Origin of the sequence: Microbacterium excoecariae, assembly GCF_011326725.1 — a bacterium.
GTDB lineage: Bacteria > Actinomycetota > Actinomycetes > Actinomycetales > Microbacteriaceae > Microbacterium > Microbacterium excoecariae.
In genome coordinates, this window is record NZ_JAANCO010000001.1 from 1,905,094 (window position 1) to 1,925,633 (window position 20,540).

The 20,540-nt window shown below is 73.5% G+C and carries 17 protein-coding genes; 9 read left to right on the forward strand and 8 right to left on the reverse strand.

Going from position 1 to position 20,540, the window contains the following annotated elements; translation table 11 throughout:
• The first annotated feature begins 26 nt into the window (after positions 1–26).
• A complete protein-coding gene (locus tag G8E01_RS08900) occupies positions 27–1,229 on the forward strand; it encodes a phosphotransferase (RefSeq protein WP_166318686.1) in 1,203 nt (400 codons plus the stop codon).
• Here G8E01_RS08900 and G8E01_RS08905 read toward each other — a convergent pair.
• Positions 1,216–4,647, reverse strand: coding sequence for an ATP-dependent DNA helicase (locus G8E01_RS08905; RefSeq protein WP_338100774.1), 3,432 nt, complete (start codon positions 4,645–4,647; stop codon positions 1,216–1,218). The genes G8E01_RS08900 and G8E01_RS08905 overlap by 14 nt on opposite strands.
• Positions 4,611–7,829 carry an ATP-dependent helicase gene (locus tag G8E01_RS08910; RefSeq protein WP_166318689.1) on the reverse strand — a complete coding sequence of 1,073 codons (3,219 nt, stop codon included), beginning with the start codon at positions 7,827–7,829 and terminating at the stop codon, positions 4,611–4,613. The genes G8E01_RS08905 and G8E01_RS08910 overlap by 37 nt, the downstream gene beginning before the upstream one ends.
• Before the next feature lie 143 nt (positions 7,830–7,972).
• Here G8E01_RS08910 and G8E01_RS08915 point away from each other — a divergent pair, with 143 nt between their 5' ends.
• Positions 7,973–8,194 (forward strand): DUF3107 domain-containing protein, encoded by a 222-nt coding sequence (locus G8E01_RS08915; RefSeq protein WP_338100775.1) that lies wholly within the window; start codon positions 7,973–7,975, stop codon positions 8,192–8,194.
• A gap of 12 nt (positions 8,195–8,206) precedes the next feature.
• Here the strand turns inward: G8E01_RS08915 and G8E01_RS08920 are convergent, their stop codons facing one another.
• Positions 8,207–8,923: a ferritin-like fold-containing protein gene (locus tag G8E01_RS08920; RefSeq protein ID WP_166318692.1), complete on the reverse strand. Its 717-nt coding sequence runs from the start codon at positions 8,921–8,923 to the stop codon at positions 8,207–8,209.
• Between the two features lie 188 nt (positions 8,924–9,111).
• On the opposite strand from G8E01_RS08920, the gene G8E01_RS08925 reads away from it, so the two are divergent.
• From G8E01_RS08925 to G8E01_RS08935, 3 genes are all read left to right on the forward strand, one after another.
• Complete coding sequence (locus G8E01_RS08925; protein ID WP_166318695.1) at positions 9,112–10,515, forward strand: DEAD/DEAH box helicase; 1,404 nt, start codon at positions 9,112–9,114, stop codon at positions 10,513–10,515.
• 108 nt (positions 10,516–10,623) lie between these two features.
• Positions 10,624–11,643, forward strand: coding sequence for an endonuclease/exonuclease/phosphatase family protein (locus G8E01_RS08930; protein ID WP_338100776.1), 1,020 nt, complete (start codon positions 10,624–10,626; stop codon positions 11,641–11,643).
• Between the two features lie 38 nt (positions 11,644–11,681).
• A complete protein-coding gene (locus G8E01_RS08935; RefSeq protein WP_166318701.1) occupies positions 11,682–13,082 on the forward strand; it encodes an aminopeptidase P family protein in 1,401 nt (466 codons plus the stop codon).
• Here the strand turns inward: G8E01_RS08935 and G8E01_RS08940 are convergent.
• On the reverse strand, positions 13,067–13,750 hold the full coding sequence (locus G8E01_RS08940) for a YflT domain-containing protein (protein WP_166318704.1): 684 nt from the start codon (positions 13,748–13,750) through the stop codon (positions 13,067–13,069). The two genes, G8E01_RS08935 and G8E01_RS08940, sit on opposite strands and share 16 nt — an antisense overlap.
• A 116-nt stretch (positions 13,751–13,866) precedes the next feature.
• Here G8E01_RS08940 and G8E01_RS08945 point away from each other — a divergent pair, with 116 nt between their 5' ends.
• From G8E01_RS08945 to G8E01_RS08955, 3 genes are read left to right on the forward strand one after another with little or no spacing between them, the layout of a single operon-like run.
• Complete coding sequence (locus G8E01_RS08945; protein WP_166318707.1) at positions 13,867–15,153, forward strand: magnesium transporter MgtE N-terminal domain-containing protein; 1,287 nt, start codon at positions 13,867–13,869, stop codon at positions 15,151–15,153.
• On the forward strand, positions 15,153–15,626 hold the full coding sequence (locus G8E01_RS08950) for a DUF1003 domain-containing protein (RefSeq protein WP_166318710.1): 474 nt from the start codon (positions 15,153–15,155) through the stop codon (positions 15,624–15,626). The genes G8E01_RS08945 and G8E01_RS08950 overlap by 1 nt, the downstream gene beginning before the upstream one ends.
• The gene (locus G8E01_RS08955) at positions 15,623–16,771 is read left to right on the forward strand and encodes an Mrp/NBP35 family ATP-binding protein (protein ID WP_338100777.1); all 1,149 of its coding nucleotides are present in this window, start codon (positions 15,623–15,625) and stop codon (positions 16,769–16,771) included. Before G8E01_RS08950 ends, G8E01_RS08955 begins: the two co-directional genes overlap by 4 nt.
• A gap of 11 nt (positions 16,772–16,782) precedes the next feature.
• Here G8E01_RS08955 and G8E01_RS08960 read toward each other — a convergent pair whose 3' ends face one another.
• Complete coding sequence (locus G8E01_RS08960; protein WP_166318713.1) at positions 16,783–17,154, reverse strand: twin-arginine translocase TatA/TatE family subunit; 372 nt, start codon at positions 17,152–17,154, stop codon at positions 16,783–16,785.
• A 75-nt stretch (positions 17,155–17,229) separates the two neighbouring features.
• Between G8E01_RS08960 and G8E01_RS08965 the strand changes: the two genes are divergently transcribed.
• Positions 17,230–17,874 carry an O-methyltransferase gene (locus G8E01_RS08965; RefSeq protein WP_166318716.1) on the forward strand — a complete coding sequence of 215 codons (645 nt, stop codon included), beginning with the start codon at positions 17,230–17,232 and terminating at the stop codon, positions 17,872–17,874.
• Between the two features lie 63 nt (positions 17,875–17,937).
• On the opposite strand, the gene G8E01_RS08970 is transcribed toward G8E01_RS08965, so the two are convergent.
• The 3 genes from G8E01_RS08970 to dapE all read right to left on the reverse strand — a co-directional run bounded on the left by G8E01_RS08970 (position 17,938) and on the right by dapE (position 20,523).
• Positions 17,938–18,111: a DUF3117 domain-containing protein gene (locus G8E01_RS08970; protein ID WP_155047536.1), complete on the reverse strand. Its 174-nt coding sequence runs from the start codon at positions 18,109–18,111 to the stop codon at positions 17,938–17,940.
• 100 nt (positions 18,112–18,211) lie between these two features.
• Positions 18,212–19,471 carry a hypothetical protein gene (locus tag G8E01_RS08975; RefSeq protein ID WP_166318719.1) on the reverse strand — a complete coding sequence of 420 codons (1,260 nt, stop codon included), beginning with the start codon at positions 19,469–19,471 and terminating at the stop codon, positions 18,212–18,214.
• On the reverse strand, positions 19,453–20,523 hold the full coding sequence (dapE, locus tag G8E01_RS08980) for a succinyl-diaminopimelate desuccinylase (protein ID WP_166318722.1): 1,071 nt from the start codon (positions 20,521–20,523) through the stop codon (positions 19,453–19,455). Before dapE ends, G8E01_RS08975 begins: the two co-directional genes overlap by 19 nt.
• Between the last annotated feature and the right edge of the window lie 17 nt (positions 20,524–20,540).

Below are 20,540 nucleotides of genomic sequence, written 5' to 3' on the forward strand. Positions count from 1 at the left end.
GGCCGCCGCAACCTAGTCTGGGCGGCATGGCACGCTCCCCCCTCACTCTAGCCGCGATGGCCACGACCGCCCTGCCGGACGTGGACATCAGGGGGGCTCGCGCGCTCACCGCCGGCGGATCCGGTCGCTTCGATTCGGCGGTCCTTACCCTCGCGTCCGGGCAGGAGCTCGTGGTGCGCGTCCCGACCGATGCGGCGGCCGCGCATGACGCGGAGGCCCAGCTGCTCGCGCTCCGCGCCCTGACGCCCGGCGTTCGGGACCTGCTCCCCTTCGCCGCCGCGGAGATCGCCGGCACGGCGCCGCTCGAGGACGCGGGGCGCGTCGTCGTGACGAGCTATCTCGACGGGTACCAGGTGGACGCCGCGCAGGTTCCGGCCGGCCGCGGCGTGGCGGTCGAGATGGGCACCGCGCTAGCCGCGCTGCACGCCCTGCCGCCGTCCGTCGTACGCGCGGCCGGGCTCCCCGAGCGCGGCCCCCGCGAGGCGCGGGACGCGCTGGAGCGCCTCCTCGACGTCGTGGGGCGCTCGGGCCGCGTGCCGGTGCGCCTCATGGTGCGCTGGCGCGAGGCCGTGGAGGACGAGCGCCTGTGGGGATACGAGAGCGCCGTCACCCTCGGCGGTGCGCACGCGACGTCGTTTGTCTTCCGTGACGACGCGCACGGCGTCCCGCGAGTCGTCGGTCTCCTCGACTGGCAGGGACTGCAGATGGGCGACCCCGCCCTCGATCTGCACTGGACGGAGTCCGCTCCCCACGCGGCGCACGACGTGTTCGCGGCGTACCGGTCCTCGTCCGCGCGGTCTCCCGATCGCGCCCTCCGGACCCGCGCCCGGCTCCACGCCGAGCTCGAGTTCGCGCGCTGGCTCGTGCACGGCATCGAGAGCCACGACGCCGCCGTCATCGAGGATGCCGCCGGCCTGCTGGATGCGCTCTCCGGCGGCATCGGGGATGACCCGCTCCTCGCGGACCTGGAGAGCGCCGGCGGCGCGGACGTGAGCGAGGCAATCGCGCTCCTCGACCGCGTCCCGCGCGGCCCGCGCGAGGCTGCCGACACGTCGATTCACACGGACGCGTTCGACCCGGAGGAGCTCTCGCTCCACGCCGACGAGCGCTGGGATGCGGCGCCCGCGCGCGGCGGTGCCGGATCAGACGACACGCAGCCGCTGGAGGCGGGCGCGTCGGACGAGACCCAGCCGCTCGCCTCGCCCGACGACGGGGCTACCGCTCGATAGCCTCGCCCCGCGCGCTCCGCCACCGCGTGACGAGTTCTGCCTCGCTGAGCGGCTGGTCGTCCCGGAGCACCAACTCGTCGGCCACGTAGAACAGGGCGACGTCGATGTCCGCAAGCGGCACGCCGTGCCGGCGGTGGTACGCGAGCCGGTAGAGGCCAAGCTGGAGCATGCGATCCTCCCGCTCGGCGGGCGTCGCGGGCGCGCGCCCCGTCTTCCAGTCGACGATCTCGATGCGGCCGCCGCGATCCTCTCGCCGGTAGACCGCGTCGAGCTTGCAGATGATCACCCGCGGCCCGGTTCCCTCAAGGTCGAGCGTGAAGTCGACCTCCGTTTCCACCTCGAGCGGTTGGAGGTCCGCCCACTCGCTGCGCTCGAAGATCGCGCGCAGGCGCGCGAGGGATCGCTCGTCCTCCGGCGACGCCGCCCGTGCGGCTCCCGGCGCGTCGGCCTCGTCCTCGTCGATCTCCCAGAGGGCGTCGTCCGCGCCGCGCGGCGCCCCCGATACGCGCGAGCGCTCCTCGACCCACTGGTGAAACAGCGTGCCCAGCCGGGTCTGGCGGTAGGGCCGCTCGGGCATCGGCCGCAGCAGCTCGTCCAACGTTCCTCGGAAGTCGGTCGCGAAGTCCTTGAACTTCGACGCGGCCACGCGCAGCGGCACCTCGCCCCGCGCGCCCAGAGCGGCCTCCGCCCGTTCCGCGAGCAGCGCCGCGAGCTCCGGCGACGGCGGCGCCGCGGGCGCCGCGGCGACCTCGGCGGCGGCCCTGCGCACCCGCTCGGCGCGCGCCCCGAGGGGGTCGAGCGGCCAGGCGACGTGCTCCCCCGCGCCCTCGTATGGATTCGACTCCTCGGGGTGGGCGGGCGGGAGTTCGCCCCGACCGAGCTCCTGGAGGATCTCGAGGAGAAATCGGCTCGCCTCTCGGGAACGACTCCCGCCCGACCAGCGGGAGGCCGACAACAGGAGCGCCTCGCGCGCGCGCGTCACCGCCACGTAGGCCAGGCGACGCTCCTCGTCGCCGAGGTGCTCCCGGTTCGCCGCTTTGAAGTCCTCGAACGCCGCCTTCAGCTCCTTCTGCGCCGCGCGCTTGCCCGCGGCGTCCGCCGGGACGGACGCGGGGATCCAGGTAAAGCGCGGCAGTGCGGCGGCGTCGCCGCGGAACGGGGTGGGGAGCTCTCCGAAGCGAAATCCCCCCAGCACCGACTGCGGGGCGCTGGGCGTTTCCCCCTCCACCAGGCGTACGACGGCCACGGCGTCCCATTCGAGCCCCTTCGACCCGTGGATGGTCAGGAGCTGGACGACGCCAGGCTCGGGCGGTTCGGTGCGCGGGGCCAGGTCTCCGGCCTTCTCCGCGTGCTCCAGCCAGGCGAGCACGCTGCCGATCGTGCCCCGCTCGTCGACCGCGAGGAAGGCGCGCACCTCGTCCGCGAACGCGCGCAGCTGCGTGTCGGCGCCGCGGGCCGGGCCGCGCGATTCGTTCGCGGCGAGCTCGATATCGAGCAACAGCTCGTGCTCGATCATCCGCAGGAGGTCGGGCAGCGGCTGGCCGGCCGCGCGCCGGAGCCGGTCGAACATCGCCGCCGACTCGCGCAGACGCTCCCGCCCCTCGGGGGTGAAGCCGGCCAGCAGGCGATAGTCGTCGCGCAGCGTGCGCACGGCGTCGAGCGCGTCGACGATCGAGACCTGCTCGTCCACGCCCGCCGAGCTCCGCACCCGATCGCGGAGGTCGGCGGGCAGGGGCGCGAGGCCCTGATCGCGCCGCGCGAGCTCGCGCCCCAGGTCGTAGAGGGCGGCCATATCGGCGAGACCGACCGCGAACCGCGGCCCGACGAGAATCCGAATCAGCGCGGATCCCTGCGAGGGATCGTGCAGCACGCGCAGAGCGGCCACCACATCGGCGACCTCGGGAAGCCCCAGGAGCCCGCCCAGGCCCAGGATCCGGTGCGGCACCCCCGCCGCGCCGAGGGCGTCAGCAAAGGTCTGCATGTGGCGCTTTGTGCGGAACAGCACCGCACCGGTGGGCGGCGTCGGCGCCGCATCGCGCCGCTCGCGGAACCACTCGGCGACGGCGCGCGCCTCCTCGTCCACGGTCTTTTCCACGCGGACGTCGACCGCGTCGGCGCCCACGCCCGGGCGGGGCGCGAGCTCGCCAACCGAGTCCTCCGCGAGCGGGCGCACGAGCCGATTCGCCGCCGCGAGCACGGTCGGCCCGTTGCGCCAGCTCGTCAGAAGCGCGAACCGCTGGGCGCGTCCATCCGCCGCGAAGTCCCGCGCGAACCCGTGGATGTTGTCGGCGCTCGCCCCGCGCCACCCATAGATCGCCTGATTGGGGTCGCCGACCGCCATCACGGCGCTGTCGTGGAACAGGCTCGCCAGCAGCCGCGTCTGCAGGACGGAGGTGTCCTGGTATTCGTCCAGCAGCACGACCCGGTGCTCGGCGCGCAGGCGGGCCACGACGTCGGGGGCCGCGTCGACGACGTCGAGGGCTCCCGAGACCTGATCGGAGAAGTCGAGCACGCCGCGGCGGCGCTTCTCCTCCGCGTACTCCCCGGCAAGATCGAGCAGGACGGGCAAGGTCGACAGCGCGGCGTGCGCGCGCTCCCAGTCCCGCGGGTTCGCGATCGCGGGATCCACGAACGGGGCCAGCTCCGCCGCCTGCCGCAGGGCATGTCGCCGCACCGCCTCGGGGTCGGCACGGTTGTCGAGCAGCGCGCCGGCGAGCTGCTGGATCGCGTCGGCGACCGAGGACAGCGCGGCGTCGACGTCGGCGAGCGCGGCGTTCTGCGACCGGACCGCGACCTGGCGGGCGAGCACCCAGGCCGCCGACGCGCTCAGCATCGCGGCATCAGGATCGCGGCCGATGCGCGCCGCGTTCTCGCGGACGAGCGCGTCCGCGAAGGCGTTATACGTGGACACCCGAGGGCGATCGAGCAGGCCGTCCAGCCCTCCGGGGCCTCCCTCCGGCGCCGAGCCGAACTCGCGCGCCAGGCGATCGAGGACCTCGCGGCGCACGGCGGGGCGCTGCGGCTCGGATGCCGCCTCGATTCTCGCGAACTCGGGGTGGGCCACGACCCGGTCCAGGTCGTCGAGCAGCCCGCGGTGCGCATACTCGTCGAGCTGCTCGAGGCGGCGCGTGATCCGGTCGGCGAGCTCGCCGGCCGCCTTTCGCGTGAAGGTCAGGCCGAGGATCTCGTCGGCGCGCACGTGGCCGTTCGCGACGAGCCAGATCACGCGCGCCGACATGGTCTCGGTTTTGCCGCTGCCGGCGCCCGCAACGACGAGCGCGGGCCCGAGGTCGGCCTCGATGACCGCCCGCTGCTCCACCGTCGGGCGGTTGAGCCCCAGCGCCAGGGCGAGCACCTCGGCGGAAAGCCGGCGCGTGCCGTTCACGCGCTGACCGCCGGGATGGTGTGGATCCTGCACACGGGTTCGAGCCTCTCCTTCTGACAGTGGTCGCCGACGGCGGCCCGGAAGCTCGCCGCCGACATGCCTCGCGCGGTCTCGACGACGCGGCGGAGGAATGCGGAGCGCGCCTCGCCCGCCAGGGCGTGCTGGTGCGCCACGCGGTAGGGGCTGTCCTTCAGTGTTCGCGAGACCACGACGAGGCGCGCCCCGGCCAGGGCCTCGGGAGGCGCGCCAGGGATGAGGCCGGCCTCGACCGCGAGCTGATAGGCCGCGAGCTGGGCATCGTCCGCGACGCTTTCGTCCGACACGCGGGCCTCGCTCTTCCCGCTCTTGAGATCGGCCACGACCACCCGGCCCGCGGCCGCGCCGCCGCGCGCGCGCATCGCCTCGAACCCGCGAGCGCGCGCCGGGGCGTGCTCCCCTGCCGCGGCCGGATACTCCTCGACGCGGTCGATGACGCCGGACACCAGGGCGTGGCCGGATGCCCTGGCCTCGTCTCCCGTCACGAGGTCGCCGCTTTCCAACCCCACGCCGTACCGGAACTCCGCCTCCGCGGCGAGGGCACGTCCGCCCTCCGCGCCGGTGCGCTGGAGGTAGGCGTCGAGGCTCGCGAGGTAGGTGTGCATGCGGCGACGCTCCGCCGCCGCGATCCACGGGGTCTCGAAGTCGAGCTCGCCCCATCTCTCCTCGACGACAGCGGTCAGCGCCTCGATGCCGCCGTCCGGCACGCGCTCGAGCGCGGCGTGCAGGATCGTCCCGAGTCCCGCGCTCGGCGACGTGACCGTGTCACCGCCGAGCGCTCGGACCGCCCACTCGAGCCCGCAGGTATCGAACGCGTCGATCTGGGAGGGCGAGACCGGCACGGCCGCCGTATCCGGGTCGCGGATCCCGCGCGCGGTGGTCGCCGTGCGCACCCCGTACCACTCCTCACGATCGGCGCCCGGGACGCCCGCCCGCGCGAGGGCCGCGAGCTGCCCCGCGGCGTCGGCGCGCTGAGACGCGTCGTCGGAGGTCGTCAGCGTGCGACGGTGGCGCGCGACCAGGCCGCGCAGCGTGTGCGGGAACTCATCGCCGTCGCGCGCGGGCGTCGGATCAGGAAGCCCGGCGCAGAGCGGGCTGGGTGAGGAGTCCTCGTCGGAGACCGCCGTCACGATGAGGCGACACCGCGCGCGCGAGACCGCGCGCACGAACAGCCGCATCTCGTCGTGCAGCGCCTCGCGGCGGCGCTCCCGCACGTCGCCGGCCTCCGGGAGCTCGGTGCCCGCGCGAAGCGCCGCAACAGCGTCCACCAGCCGCCAGAATCCGAGCATCCCCCCGCGCGGGCGGAGGTTCGGCCACACGCCGTCCTGCAGCCCGGCGATCACTACTGTGTCGAACTCGGTCGACAGCGCGTTCGCGGGCGTGAGCAGCTCGACGGTCGCGCAGCGCTCGGGCGCCAGGAGCGTGTCTTCGGGGACGTCGCTCTCGAGGACCTCCCGGACGAAGCGCGCGGGGCGATCGTGCGGGTTGCGCTCGATCGACCGCTTCGCCGCGGCGAACAGGGCGACCAGCCCGTCCAGCCCCCGCGCCATCTCCGACGCGGTCGGCCCAGAGCCCGTCGCCTGGGCGCGCCACGCCTCGCTCACGCGGCGCCCGTCGAGCCCCCGCGCGCGGTCCCACACGAGCCAGAGCAGGTCGTGAATGGTCGCACCGCGCGCGGTCTGCGCCGCCACCTCATGCAGCGTCACCGCGAGGCGCTCGGCCGATCGGCCCTCCGCCGTGTCCACCGCCCGGAAGGCCGCCGGCCGGGCGAAGCCTTCGCGGAGCAGCTCGCGCGCGGATCGCGTGCCACCTTGCGCGAGCTCCTGGTGCCGCAACGCGGCGCGAAGGCGGCGGAGCGCGACGCCCGAAAAGCCGCCGAACGGCGACCGGAGCGCGTCGATCAGGGCCTCATCGCCGCGCGACTCGGGCGCCGCCATCCCGAGCTGGACAACCTCGAGGATCTGCCGCACCGCGGGCTCCTCGCCGAGGGGCCGCGGGGATCCGCCGGCGCGCGTCGGCACGTCCCGGGCCGTGAGCTCCGCGTCGAGCTGGACGATCTGGCGCGTGTCGTGGGCGATGACGGCGATGCGGTCCCACGGCACCCCCTCGATCAGGTGCAGCTCGCGCAGGCGGCGGGCGATCCTGTCGGCCTCGTCGGCGCGCGATCGCGCGAGAAGAACCGAGACCCGGCCGCCCTCCTCCGGCTCCGGTCCGGGAGCGACGCGGTGCTCGACGGTCCCGCCCGCGCCGATCGACTGCGTCAGCCGTCGGACATGCCACGCGAGCTCGGGGGCCTGGCGATGGGCGTTGCGCAGCACCCGGATGTCGCCGAGGTCACGCACCAGCCCGGCGAACAGATCGGGCGTCACGCCGCGAAAGGCGCCGGACGCGATGTCCGGATCCCCAGCCGCCACGACCGCCACGCCGCGCGCGCGAAGCGCGGCCAGGAGCGCCACGCCGCCCCGCGTGAGTTCCTGCGCGTCGTCGACGAGCACCGCGCGCAGCCGCGAGAGCCAGGGCAGCGGGTCCGGCCCGCGGAGGACGCGCACGGCCTCGGCGAGCAGCTCGGCCGCGTCGCGCGCGTTCGTGCGCAGGGACGCGAGCGCGTCCGCGTAGTCTGCGAAGAGCGCGGCCACGGGCGCCCACGCGCCGCCGGCCGCCTGCGCGAGCTCGTCGCGCGTCGCATCGAGCTCGACCGCCTGGTCGAGCATCGCCCGCAGCTCCGATCGAAACTCGCGCGAGCGGCGCACCGTGACGCCGAGGTGCGCGGGCCACGAGATCCGCGCGTCCTCGATGTCGCCCTCGATGAGGGTCGCGAGAATGCGGTCCTGCTCGGCGCCGGTGAGGAGCTCGGGCTCCGGCTGCCCGGCCGCGATGCACGCGGACCGCACGATCTGGAACGCGAACGAGCCGACGGAGCGCGCCAGCGGACCCGGCGTGGCGCTCCGCACGGCGAGCCCCAGCCGATCGCGCAGGCGCGTCGCCGAGGCGCGCGTCGGGGTGAGCACGAGCACCTGGTCGGGCCCGACCGCCGCCGGGTCGGCGCCCACCAGCCGCGCGACGCGCGCGACGAGCACCGCGGTCTTCCCGCTCCCCGGCGCTCCCACGACCGCGGCGCTCGCCCCGACGGGCAAGTCGATGACCGAGCGCTGCTGGCGATCCCACGCGACGTGATCCATGCCCTCCACGCTAGAACGCCCCACCGACATCGCCGTCATCGGAACGTTCGCCCACAGCGTGCGCGGGCGCCGGGGCGCCGGGCCTGCCATAGAGTGGTCAGGCGCCCCGATCGGGGCGGGCAGGGCGACGAAAGGCACGACCCGTGGATATTCGCATCGGCATGATGAACACCGGCCGCGAGCTCTCGTTCTCGTCGAACGAGACCGCGTCGGACATCGAGAAGAAGGTCGCGGACGCGATTTCCTCCGGATCCGCCGTGTCGTTCTCCGACGTCAAGGGACGCACCTACGTGGTCCCGTCCTCCGCGCTCGCGTTCGTCGAGGTCGGCGTCGAGGAGACGCGTCGCGTCGGCTTCGTCGCCTGACGAGGCGCCGCTCTACGCGGCCAGGCCGAGGTCGGCCATCCGCCGCGAGTGCGCCTGTAACAGGGCCGTGAAGACGGGCTCGACGCGCTGTTCGTCCTCCACGTCGAGTCGCGTCGGCCGGAGCGCGCCGCGCGCGACGAGGAGCGTGTCCCCCACGAGGCGCCGCGCCCACATGGACAGCAGCCCGCGCATCTCGGAATCCGACTCGATCGTCGCGCCGAGGAGGCGGGCGAGCTGGTCGCGGTCGGGGTCGGCGCGAAGGATGCGCGCGGCGCGGCGGCCGGTCTCTCCGTAGCTCGACGCGAGCGCGAGATAGAAGTCGTCCAGCATGCCCGCCGTGATGTGGACGGTCAGCATGGTCTCCCGCGGGCGCGCGCCGAGCGTCTTCCCGCGGAACGCATCGAGCGGCGCCTGAAAGGGGCGCATGGCCTCGGCCGGGTCGACCCCCCGCTCGCGGACGAGCTCGACGAACGCGCGGTGCTTGCTCAGCGCGGCCCCCGCCGCCCGCGAGAGCGCGTCCTTCTCGTCGAGGTCGGGCGTGCGCCGGATCAGGCGCGTGAGCGTCTCGAAATAGCCGAGCTGCAGGTAGGCGGCCTGGCCGAGAAACACCTCGATGTCGGGCGCCAGCTCGGCGAAGTCCACCCGCACGGCGTCGCTGACCTCGCCCCGGGCACGCAGGCGCAGGCGCCGGACGGGGCGCGGGCGTCGCCAGAAGAACCAGTTGACCACGCGAAGGATCCTATCCTCCGGCGCCCCGAGGATCCGCCCGGGAACCACCTCGCGGTAGGCTGGTCCGGACCCGGCAATGGCCCGGGGCACCGCGCCTGTGGCAGTGACGAACGGGGCGTGGACCATCACGGCGGCGGTCGCCGCGCGCGGCAGGCGCGCCGCACCGCCGAGACAGGCGACAACCGCACATGACATCGTTCTCAGACCTCGGGGTCGATCAGGACATCGTCGACGTCCTCGCGAACAAGGGAATCCAGGACGCGTTCCCCATCCAGGAGCAGACGATCCCCATCTCCCTCCCCGGCCAGGACGTCATCGGCCAGGCGAAGACGGGGACGGGCAAGACCTTCGGGTTCGGCATCCCGGTGGTCCAGCGCCTCGGCGCGGATCCGGAACCGGGCGTCAAGGCGCTCATCGTCGTCCCGACGCGCGAGCTCGCGACGCAGGTCTTCGAGGACATGGACCTGCTCACGCGGGGCCGGTCGACGAGCGTCGTGGCGATCTACGGCGGCAAGGCTTACGAGGGTCAGATCGAGCAGCTGCGCGCGGGCGCCCAGATCGTCGTCGGCACGCCCGGCCGCCTGATCGACCTCGCGAACCAGCGTCTCCTCGACCTCTCGAACGCCACCGAGGTCGTCCTCGACGAGGCCGACAAGATGCTGGACCTCGGCTTCCTCGCGGACATCGAGAAGATCTTCCAGAAGGTCGCGCCGCAGCGCCACACGCAGCTGTTCAGCGCGACGATGCCCGGCCCCATCGTCGCGCTGGCGCGGCGGTTCATGTCGAGCCCCATTCACATTCGCGCCTCGGACCCCGACGAGGGCCTCACGCAGGCCAACATCCGCCACGTCATCTACCGCGCGCACCAGCTCGACAAGGACGAGGTGATCGGCCGCATCCTGCAGGCCGAGGGCCGCGGCAAGACCGTCATCTTCACGCGCACGAAGCGCGCGGCGCAGCGCCTCGTCGACGAGCTCGGCGACCGCGGTTTCAGCGTGGGCGGGGTGCACGGCGACATGGGCCAGGAGCAGCGCGAACGCTCGATGGCGGCGTTCAAAGCGGGCAAGCGGGATGTCCTCGTGGCGACTGACGTCGCCGCGCGCGGCATCGACGTCAACGACGTCACCCACGTGATCAACCACACGATCCCGGACGACGAGAAGACGTACCTCCACCGCGCGGGCCGCACCGGTCGCGCGGGCCGCGAGGGCACGGCCGTGACGTTCGTGGACTGGGACGACCTGCACAAGTGGGCGCTCATCAACCGCGCGCTGGACTTCGGGCAGCCCGAGCCGGTCGAGACGTACTCCACGAGCCCGCACCTCTACACCGACCTGAACATCCCGGAGGGGACGAAGGGCCGGATCGTCGACGCCCCGGAGAAGAAGTCCGACGAGCGTCCGCGCGGCGAGTCGCGATCGCGGCGCCGCACGCGGTCGCCCGAGACGGGCGACGGCGAGCGCGCGCAGAAGGGCCCGGGCGAGGGCACGCACGACGGCGAGGGCAAGGAGCACCACGACGGCAAGCCCGCCGCGGCGCGCCGCCGTCGGCGGCGCCGGCGCTCCTCGGGCCAGACCCAGCAGGGCGCGTAGCGCCGACGGACGCCGCCGGGGGCCGGGCATACACCGGCCCCCGGCGGCGTTCGCGTGAGACGAGGCGGAATGCGGATATTCCCAGGCGCCGTGCGTAGTGTCGCGAGCGTGCTGCGCTGGCTGGGAATCCTCATCACGGTTCTTTTCGCGTGCGCCGTCGCCGTCGTGACGTGGCCGCACTTCTTCGAGCTGGAGAAAACCCTCCCGTTCGCGCAACTCGCGGCGCTTCGCGGCGGGACCGTCGCCGTGCTCGCCGCCCTCTCGGTCCTCTTCCTCCTGCTCGCCGCCGCGCGGCGCCTGCGGGGATTCGCCCTCTCGATGGCCTTCGTCTGCGTCGTCGGCGCGATCTGCGGCGGCGTCACCCTCGGCCTGCGAGGGTACGGATCCGCGTCGCTGCCCGACAAGACCGAGGCAAGCATCCGGGTGATGACGTGGAACACGGCCGGCAACGCGGCCGGGGCGGACACCATCGCGCAGACGGCGGCCGCGATCGAGGCCGACGTCGTCGTCCTCCCCGAGACCGCGGAGGGCGTGGGCGAGGAGGTCGCCGTCCTCATGCGCGACCTCGGACAGCCCATGTGGGTGCACAACGAGACCTACAACGAGGAGGTCAAGCTCGGGCCCCAGGCGTGGCAGACGACCATCCTCATCTCGCCGGAACTCGGCGACTACTCCGTCATCGACGCCTCCGACGACGGGACGACGATGCTCCCGACCGCCGTCGCCATGCCCGTCTCCGGGAACGGGCCCATCATCGTCGCGGCGCACGCGGTCGCCCCGCAGCCGCAGTACATGAGCGCGTGGCGCAGCGACCTGCGCTGGCTGGCCGACCAGTGCGTCGACGGCAACGTCATCCTCGCTGGCGACTTCAACGCGACGCTCGACAACATGGCCGGCCTCGGCGAGTCGGGCCACGACATGGGCTGGTGCACCGACTCCGCCGCCGTGACGGGCAATGGCGCCGTCGGCACCTGGCCCGCGAGCGCTCCCTCGATCCTCGGCGCGCCGATCGACCACGTCATGGCGTCAGACGCGTGGGAGACGACGGGATCCGTTGTGCTCACGACCCTCGACGACGCGGGCAGCGACCACCGGCCGCTCGTCGTGCAGCTCGAACCCGCGAACTGACCGGGCGCGGGCGCTCCGGCCGGTGAGAGACTGGACAGATGACGTCCACGGATCAGAAGACCGAAGACGGCGCGGACACCAACACCAACCGCCGTCAGCCCTACCCCCAGGGGTTCCTCGACACGATCGGAACCGGCTGGGCCGCGCGCGACGAGACGCTGCCCCCCGAGCGGCCGCAGGCGCCCTTCGCGCTCGCGCGGCGCGCCGCCCTCAGCGCGCAGTTCACCGGAAAGCGCCTCGTGATCCCCGCCGGCGGGTTCGCCCAGCGCAGTAACGACACCGACTTCCCGTTCCGCGCGCACTCGGCGTTCGCTCACCTCACGGGGTGGGGATCCGACGCGGTCGCGGACTCCGTGCTCCTGTTCGAGCCGGCCGGATCGGGCCACGACGTGACGCTGTACCTGCGCGATCGCGCGACTCGCGAGACCGAGGAGTTCTACCGCGACGCGACGATCGGCGAGTTCTGGGTCGGCCCGCGTCCCTCGCTGGCCGCCGTTGCCGCCGATCTCGGCGTCGCGACCGCGCCGCTCGAGACCCTCGAGCGCACGCCCGACGATCTCGTCGTCGGCGAGCACGACGGGCTCACGAGCGCGGTCTCGGAGCTGCGCCTGGTCAAGGACGCGTACGAGATCGAGCAGCTGCAGCTCGCCGTGGACACGACGGCCCGCGGCTTCGACGACATCGTGCGCGAGCTGCCGCGCATCATCGAGCACCCGCGCGGCGAGCGGGTCGTCGAGGGCGTGTTCCACCTGCGCGCCCGGAGCGACGGCAACTGGGAGGGCTACGACACGATCGCCGCCTCCGGTCCCCACGCGTGTTACCTGCACTGGACGCGCAACGACGGCGCCGTCCTGCCGGGCGACCTTATCCTCGTCGACGCCGGCGTCGAGGTCGACAGCCTCTACACCGCCGACATCACGCGCACGCTGCCGGTCAGCGGCACCTTCACGCCGATCCAGCGCCGGATCTACGAGGCGGTCCGCGAGGCCGCCGACGCCGCGTTCGCCGCCGCCCGGCCGGGAATGCGCTTCCGCGAGCTGCACGACACGGCCATGGGGGTCATCGCGCGCCGCACGGCCGAATGGGGGCTGCTGCCCGTGAGCGCCGAGGAGGCGCTCGATGCCGACCGCGGCGGGCACCAGCGCCGGTACATGGTGCACGGCACGAGCCACCACCTCGGCCTCGACGTGCACGACTGCGCGCAGGCGCGCCGAGAGATGTATTACGAGGGCGTCGTCGAGCCGGGCATGGTGTTCACGATCGAGCCGGGGCTGTACTTCCAGATCGACGACGAGACCGTTCCGGCCGAGTACCGCGGCATCGGCGTGCGGATCGAGGACGACATCCTCATGACCGAGGACGGCCCCGTGAACCTCTCGGCCGGCATCCCGCGCACGGCCGACGAGATCGAGGCCTGGCTGGCTCAGTCCCGCGACTGATCCGGCGCGTCCCGGTCCGCACCGTCGCCGCCCGCGTCGTGCGCCGCCTGCGCCTCCGGCGCGGGCGGCGTCTCGCGGGTGGCCGGCGGGATCGCCTCATCGGCGGCGGGCGCGTGAGCCTGATCGGTCTGCTGATCGCTCAGGCGGATCCCGTAGCGCGGCGGCTCCGTGGAGCGCGGCTGCGCGACGACCGTCCGGGGGCGTTTCGTCGTTCCGAGGAGGCGCCGAGACTCGGCCACCTGCGGCGCGGACACGGCCACCTCGTAGTGGTCCGCGGCCACCGTCATGACGCTCGCGAAGTCGCGCCGGCGCCGCACGATCGAATAGCTCAGGAGCCGGAAGAGCATCCCGAGCCCCACGCCGATGAGGATGACGCCGCCCATGGTCGCGAGCGGCACGTCCGGCACCCAGATCACGGTGAACGCGGCGAACAGCAGGCCGAGCATGACGCCGTTGAGCGCTCCCTGCCACGCCGACTGCGCCCAGCCAAGGCGCCCCGTGACCTTCTCGACCGATCGCAGCGCCGTGCCGACGATCGCGATGTCGCGCGCCGGCACGCTGTTCTCGATGAGCATCGACACGGCCTTCTGCGCGCCCTCGTACGTGGTGAAGGTGGCGACCGTCTCGCCGACCTCGGGCGTGCGGCCGCGCGCGTTCATCATGCTCATGAGGCGATTCTCCCACGGCGTGCGCGGACCACGACGCGATCGCGCTCTGGGCGAACGACGCGGGGCGCGCGACGCGACCGGACCGGATCCGCGGCCCACGCCGTTACGCTGGCCTGGTGAGCACGCAGAGGGTTTTCGTCGGGCGCCTGGCCGGGTGCCCCGTCTTCGACCCGGCGGGCGACCGCCTGGGCAAGGTCCGCGACGTCGTGGTCGTCTATCGCAGCGCCGGCGCGCCTCGCGTCATCGGCCTCGTCCTCGAGATCCCGGGCCGCAGACAGGTCTTCGTCTCGATCGGCCGCGTCACGTCGATCGCGCAGGGCCAGGTCATCACGACGGGCCTCATCAACGTGCGCCGCTTTCAGCCCCGAGCCGACGAACGCCGCATCATGGCCGAGATCATCGGCAGGCGTGTCGACCTCCGCTCGGGCGAGGGTTCCGCCACGATCGAGGACGTCGGGATCGAGCCGAGCCGCATCGGCGAGTGGTCCGTGTCGCAGCTCTTCCTCCGTCGGCCCCGCACGAGCGGATCCCCGTTCTCCAAGGGACCGACGACCTTCGCGCGGTGGGCCGAGGTCATCGAGCAGAAGGCTCCCGGCGAGGCGCAGTCGGCCGAGCATCTCGCGCAGAGCTTCGCGGAGCTGCGCCCCGCGGACCTCGCCAACACACTGCTCGACCTTCCGGCCGACCGCATGATCGAGGTGGTCGCGGAGCTCAGCGACGCGCGTCTCGCCGACGCCCTCGAGGAGATGCCCGAGGAGGAGCAGGTGCAGATCCTGGAGGCGATCGGCGACGAGCGCGCCGCCGACGTGCTCGACGCGATGGACCCCGACGACGCCGCGGACGTCCTTGCGGAGCTGAGCGACGAGCGCAGCGAGGAGCTGCTCCAGATGATGGAGCCGGACGAGGCGGACGACGTGCGCCTGATCCTGCGATACGGATCCGACACGGCCGGCGGTCTGATGACCACGGAGCCGCTCATCCTCCCCGCCGACGCGACGATTGCGGAGGCGCTCGCCCACATCCGCCGCCACGAACTGCACCCCGCGCTGGCGGCGAGCGTCTACGTCACGCTCCCGCCCTACGAAACCCCGACGGGCCGTTATCTCGGCGCCGTGCACTTCCAGCGCATGCTGCGCTACCCGCCGCACGAGCGCATCGGCGCGATCCTCGACGACTCGCTCGAGCCCGTGCAGGCCACGGCGCCGGCGGCCGAGGTCGCGCGGCGGCTCGCGAGCTACGACCTCGTCTCGATGCCGGTCGCGGATCCCGCGCACCGCCTCCTCGGCGCCGTCACCGTCGACGACATGCTCGACTTCCTCCTCCCCGACGACTGGCGCTCGCACGACGAGGATGATCCCCTCCCCGCGACCGCCACCGGTGCGATCCGCACGGAGCGTGCGTGATGGCCGCGCCCCAGGACCGCGGGTTCGCGCGCGGGCGCCGGCCGGCGCTCGGCGACGACGCGCCGCGCGCCAGCGATCGGTTCGGGCGCGCGACGGAGTGGATCGCGCGCGCGATGGGCACGCCCTGGTTCCTCGTCATCCTCACCCTGTTCTGCGTGGCGTGGATGGCCTGGAACACGATCGCGCCGCTGGAGTGGCGATTCGACTCCGCGGCGATCGGGTTCACGGCGCTGACGCTGCTGCTCTCGCTGCAGGCGTCCTACGCCGCGCCCCTCATCCTCCTGGCGCAGAACCGGCAGGACGATCGCGACCGAGTGGCCCTCGAGCAAGACCGCCAGCGCGCCGAGCGCAATCTCGCCGACACCGAGTATCTCGCCCGTGAGATCGCGTCGGTGCGGCTCACGCTGGAAGCGCTCGAGAAGACGCTCCGCGAGCTCGACGCGCCGCATCATCGCAGGAAGGACGACGCGTGACGGACTCTGCCCTCGCCGACCGCGTCCGTGCCGCGGTCGGCCGCGTCACGGATCCGGAGCTGCGCCGGCCTCTGTCCGAGCTCGACATGGTGCGCGGCGTGACCGCCACCGGCGACGACGTGCGGGTCGAGATCGCGCTCACGATCGCGGGGTGCCCCGCCGCGGACCGGATCGAGCGGGACGTGCGCTCGGCCGCCGAGTCGGCCGCTCCCGGCGGATCCGTCACGATCGACGTCGGCGTCATGACCCCCGCCGAGCGCAAGGCACTCACGGAGCGCCTAAAGGGCCCGGGGCGCCGCAACCCCTTCGGCGCGGGCACGCTGACCCGCGTGGTCGCGGTCACGAGCGGCAAGGGCGGCGTCGGGAAGTCCACCGTCACGGCGAACCTCGCGGTGGCGCTGGCCCGCCGCGGGCTCACGGTCGGCCTGATCGACGCCGACGTGCACGGGTTCTCGATCCCGCAGCTTCTCGGCCTCGTCCGCGACGGCGAGGCGCCCTCCCCCACCCAGGTCGGCGACATGATCCTGCCGCCCGTCGCGCACGACGTGAAGACGATCTCGATCGGCATGTTCCTGAAGCAGTCCGACGGATCCTCCCCGGGCGCGGTCATGTGGCGCGGGCCGATGCTGCATCGCACGCTCGAGCAGTTCCTCACGGACGTCTATTTCGGGGACCTGGACGTCCTGCTCCTCGACATGCCGCCGGGGACCGGCGACATCGCCATCTCCGCCGGGCATCTTCTCCCGGGCGCCGAGGTCCTCGTCGTCACCACACCCCAGGCCGCCGCGAGCGACGTCGCGATCCGGTCGGGCCTCGTCGCGCGCCAGGTCGGACAGCGGGTCGTCGGGGTCGTCGAGAACATGGCGGCCATGCCGCTGGCCGACGGCACGACGCTCGACCTGTTCGGGTCGGGCGGCGGCGCCGAGGTCGCGCGCGCTCTCTCCGAGGGCGTAGAGGAGCCCGTCGAGGTCCTCGCCTCGATCCCCCTCAGCCCCGCCCTCCGCCAGGCCGGCGACGCCGGAGAACCCGTCGTGGTATCGCATCCGGACGACGCCGCGGCACGGGCGGTCGAGTCCCTCGCCGCGCGCCTCGCGTCGGGAGGCCGCCGGCTCGCGGGACGGAAGCTCCCCCTCGCGACCGCCTGAGGGCGCTACGGTCAGGTCGCCTCGTCGTCGAACGGCGGGGGCTCCTCGGCGGAGAACACCCTCGCCACGAGCGGTTCCGTGCGCGGGGGCGCGATCACGGCGGCGGGCCGAGCGGACGCGGGCGCGTCGTCCTCCAGGAGCGCCTCGCGAATGATGCGGCGCGGATCGTACTGCCGCGGGTCGAGCTTTTGCCAGTCGACCTCGGAGAAATCCTCGCCCATCTCGCTCTCGACGCGGGTGCGCGCGCTCTGGACGTATTCCTTCGTGCGGCGCACGGCGCGCGCGAGCCACTCCGCGGCCTGCGGGAGGCGCTCGGGTCCGATCACGATCGCGGCGATCACCGCGACGATGATGATCTTCTCGATCGCGAACCCGTTGAACATGCCCTCCAGATTACTGCCCCCGCCCGGCGCGGCCTGTCAGCGACGTTTCCGCCGCGGCGCCCTAGGCTGGGGTCCATGAATGACAGCGCCATCGCCCGATTCGTCCGCGAGGCCGTCGTCGAGCCCGACCACATCGCCCGCGCGCGCCAGCACGCGCTCGAGCTCGGCGCGGCTCCTGTCAGCCCCGCCGTCGGCGCGCAGTGTGCCGTGATCGCCGCGGCCTCAGGCGCGTCCGCGATCATCGAGGTCGGCACGGGCGCCGGCGTCTCCGGGCTCTGGCTCCTGCACGGCGCGCCGAGCGCCGTGCTCACGACGATCGACAAGGAGCCCGAGCACCTGGCCGCGGCCCGCGATGCGTTCTCATTCGCGGGCGTGCCTGCGGCTCGCGCCCGGACGATTTCGGGTCGATCGGCCGACGTTCTCCCCCGCATGAACGAAGGCGCATACGACATCGTGCTCGTCGACGGCGATCCCGCCACCGTCATGGACGACATCGCGCACGCGCTCCGGCTGGCGCGGGCCGGCGGCACCGTGCTCGTGCCGCGCGCGCTCGCGGGCGGCAGGGTCGCGGACCCGGTGGCCCGCGACGCGCACACGGCCGACATGCGCGCCCTCATCGTGGAGACGCTCGGCGCGACCGGCGTGATCGCCGCGCTCTCGCCCGCCGCCGAGGGCCTGTTGCAGATCACCACGACGACCGAGACGCGGCTCGCCCGCTGACGGGAACGCAAAAGGGCCGGATCCTCTTTCAGAGGATCCGGCCCTTTTCCGGTGCGAAACAGCTCAGGCTGCGTCCACGGCGGCGCCCAGCACGCTGTGGAGCTCCTTCGCCTCCTCGTCGTTGACGGAGACGACGAGACGCCCCCCGCCCTCGAGCGGAACGCGGACGATGATGAGGCGCCCCTCCTTGACGGCCTCCATGGGCCCGTCTCCGGTGCGCGGCTTCATAGCAGCCATTGGTGGCTCCCCTTCCGTAAGTGGTCTCCCCCATCTTATCGTTTGCGGGACGTGCCCCCGCGCGCCCGCGGGCGCCGTGTCCGGCCGGCGAAGCCGCGCGTCAGGGGACGAGGTAGAACGTATTCCCCCACCCGTACATGGCATGGATCCACCAGAATTGCGCCGCGAGGCCGGCGCACAGCGCCGCGATGCGACCCGCACGCGGGAGCGCGGCGGGCAGCACCGCGAGCGGCGCGAGCGGGAGGAGCAGGCGGATGACGCTCGACTGCGGGAACAGCACGAGCAGGAGGTAGAGGGCGTAGCTGGCGCACCACAGGCGCGCCTCCGGCCCCAGCGCGCGCACGGGCGGGAGGAAGAGCGCCGCGGCGGTCGCGGCGGCGACCGCGATCGCGAGGCCCAGGAGGAACCAGGTCGGCACGCCCCACAGGCCTGCCCAGATCGGCGCGGCCTGTGCCCACCCCTCGCCGGGCACGAACCCGGACGCCTCCGCGCCGACCCAGCCCCGGCGCCACGCCAGCTCGGTGTCGAAATACGCGGATCCGCTGCCCGTCGCCACCGCGGCCACGAGCGGCCAGGCGAATCCTGCGGCCGTCCCGATCGCGCCGAGGGCGAGGATGTGCCCGACCTCCGCCCCGCGCAGGCGCCGGCGACGCCGGTGCGCGAACCGCCAGACGCCGTATGCGCCGAGGGTGAGCGCCAGAGCGAGCTCTCCGGGGCGCGTGAACGCCGCGGCAGGCACGAGCACGTAGAGCGGGCCCCAGCGCCCCGCTCGGAGCGCCACGAGGGCCCAGACGATGAGCGCGAGGAAGAGGGTCTCGGCGTAGGCCACCTGGAACAGGAAGCCCAGCGGGCCCGCCGCGACGAACGCCACGCCCCACGTCGCCCGCGCCGGGCCGACCGCGGGCGCGAACAGGTGGTACAGGCCGAGGCACGCCGCGTAGCCCGCCACGAGCGCGACGAGGGCCGCCGTCAGGGCCCACGCGTCGGCCACGGCCCACACGTCGTCGGTCCCCCACCCGGCCCCCGGCACGAGGGCGGCAAGCGCCCGCGCGAGGGACGGAAAAACGGGCAGGAACGCCCACGCGTTCTGCTGCACGACGCCCGCGTCGTCGACCGGCAGCGTCGCGGGATACCCGTTCAGCGCGATCTCCCGGTACCACGCGCCGTCCCACCCGACGATGTAGTCGAGGAGGGATGGGTCCGGGCCATGGCGCCCGTTCGCCGGCGCGAGCGCCGCGCTCGCGAGCGCAAACAGCGTCGTGACGACCCGCGCGGCCGCGTAGAGGAGGGCGATCCGGCCGGCGGCGGGCAGGGCCGCCAGGCCCGATCCGAGCCTCCGCGTCAGCGGGCGGTCAACCACGCCCTGAGGCCCCGCTCGACGGCGTCGATCTGGGTGACGGGCACGCGCTCCTCGTCGTGATGCGCGAGCTGCGCGTCTCCCGGCCCGTAGTTGACCGCGGGGATCCCGAGCTCGCTGAAGCGGGCGACGTCGGTCCAGCCGTACTTGGGCGTCGCCACGCCGCCGGTCGCCTCGACGAAGGCGCGGGCGAGCGGCGCGTCGAGCCCGGGGCGCGCCCCCGGCGACAGGTCGGTGATCTCGACCTCGAAGCCCTCGAAGACGCGGCGCACGTAGGCGACCGCCTCCTCGCCGGAGGCGCTGGGCGCGAACCGGTAGTTGACCTCGACCTCACACGCGTCCGGGATGACATTACCGGCGACGCCGCCGGAGATCCGGACCGCGCTGAGGCCCTCGCGATAGGCGAGGCCCTCGACGTCGATCGTCCGCGCCGAATACGACTGGAGGCGCTCGAGGATGGCCGCCGCGTGGTGGATGGCGTTCTCCCCCATCCACCACCGCGCGCTGTGCGCGCGCATCCCCTCCGTGCGCACGACCGCGCGCAGCGTGCCGTTGCACCCGCCCTCGACGGATCCGTTCGAGGGCTCGCCGAGGATGGCGAAGTCGCCCGCGAGGAGCTCGGGGCGCTCGCGCGCGATGCGACCGAGGCCGTTGCGCACGGCCTCGACCTCCTCGAGGTCGTACCAGACCCACGTGATGTCGACCGCCGGGTCGGTCAGCTCCGCCGCGAGCCGCAGCTGAACCGCGACGCCCGCCTTCATGTCGACCGTGCCGCGGCCCCAGATGACGTCCTCCCCGTCCTCCTGGATGAGGCGCGTGGGCACGTTGTCGTGAATCGGCACGGTGTCGATATGCCCGGCGATCACGACCCGGCGCTCGCGTCCGAGGCGCGTGCGCGCGATGATCGCGTTGCCGTCGCGCACGACGTCGAGGTGCGCCAGGGGCCGCACGGCGGCCTCGATGAGACCCGCGAGCTCGGCCTCCTCGCCCGACACGCTCGGGACGTCGCAGAGGGCACGGGTGATGTCGGCGGAGCTGGCGGTGAGGTCGAGCATGCCCCCAGCCTAGGCGG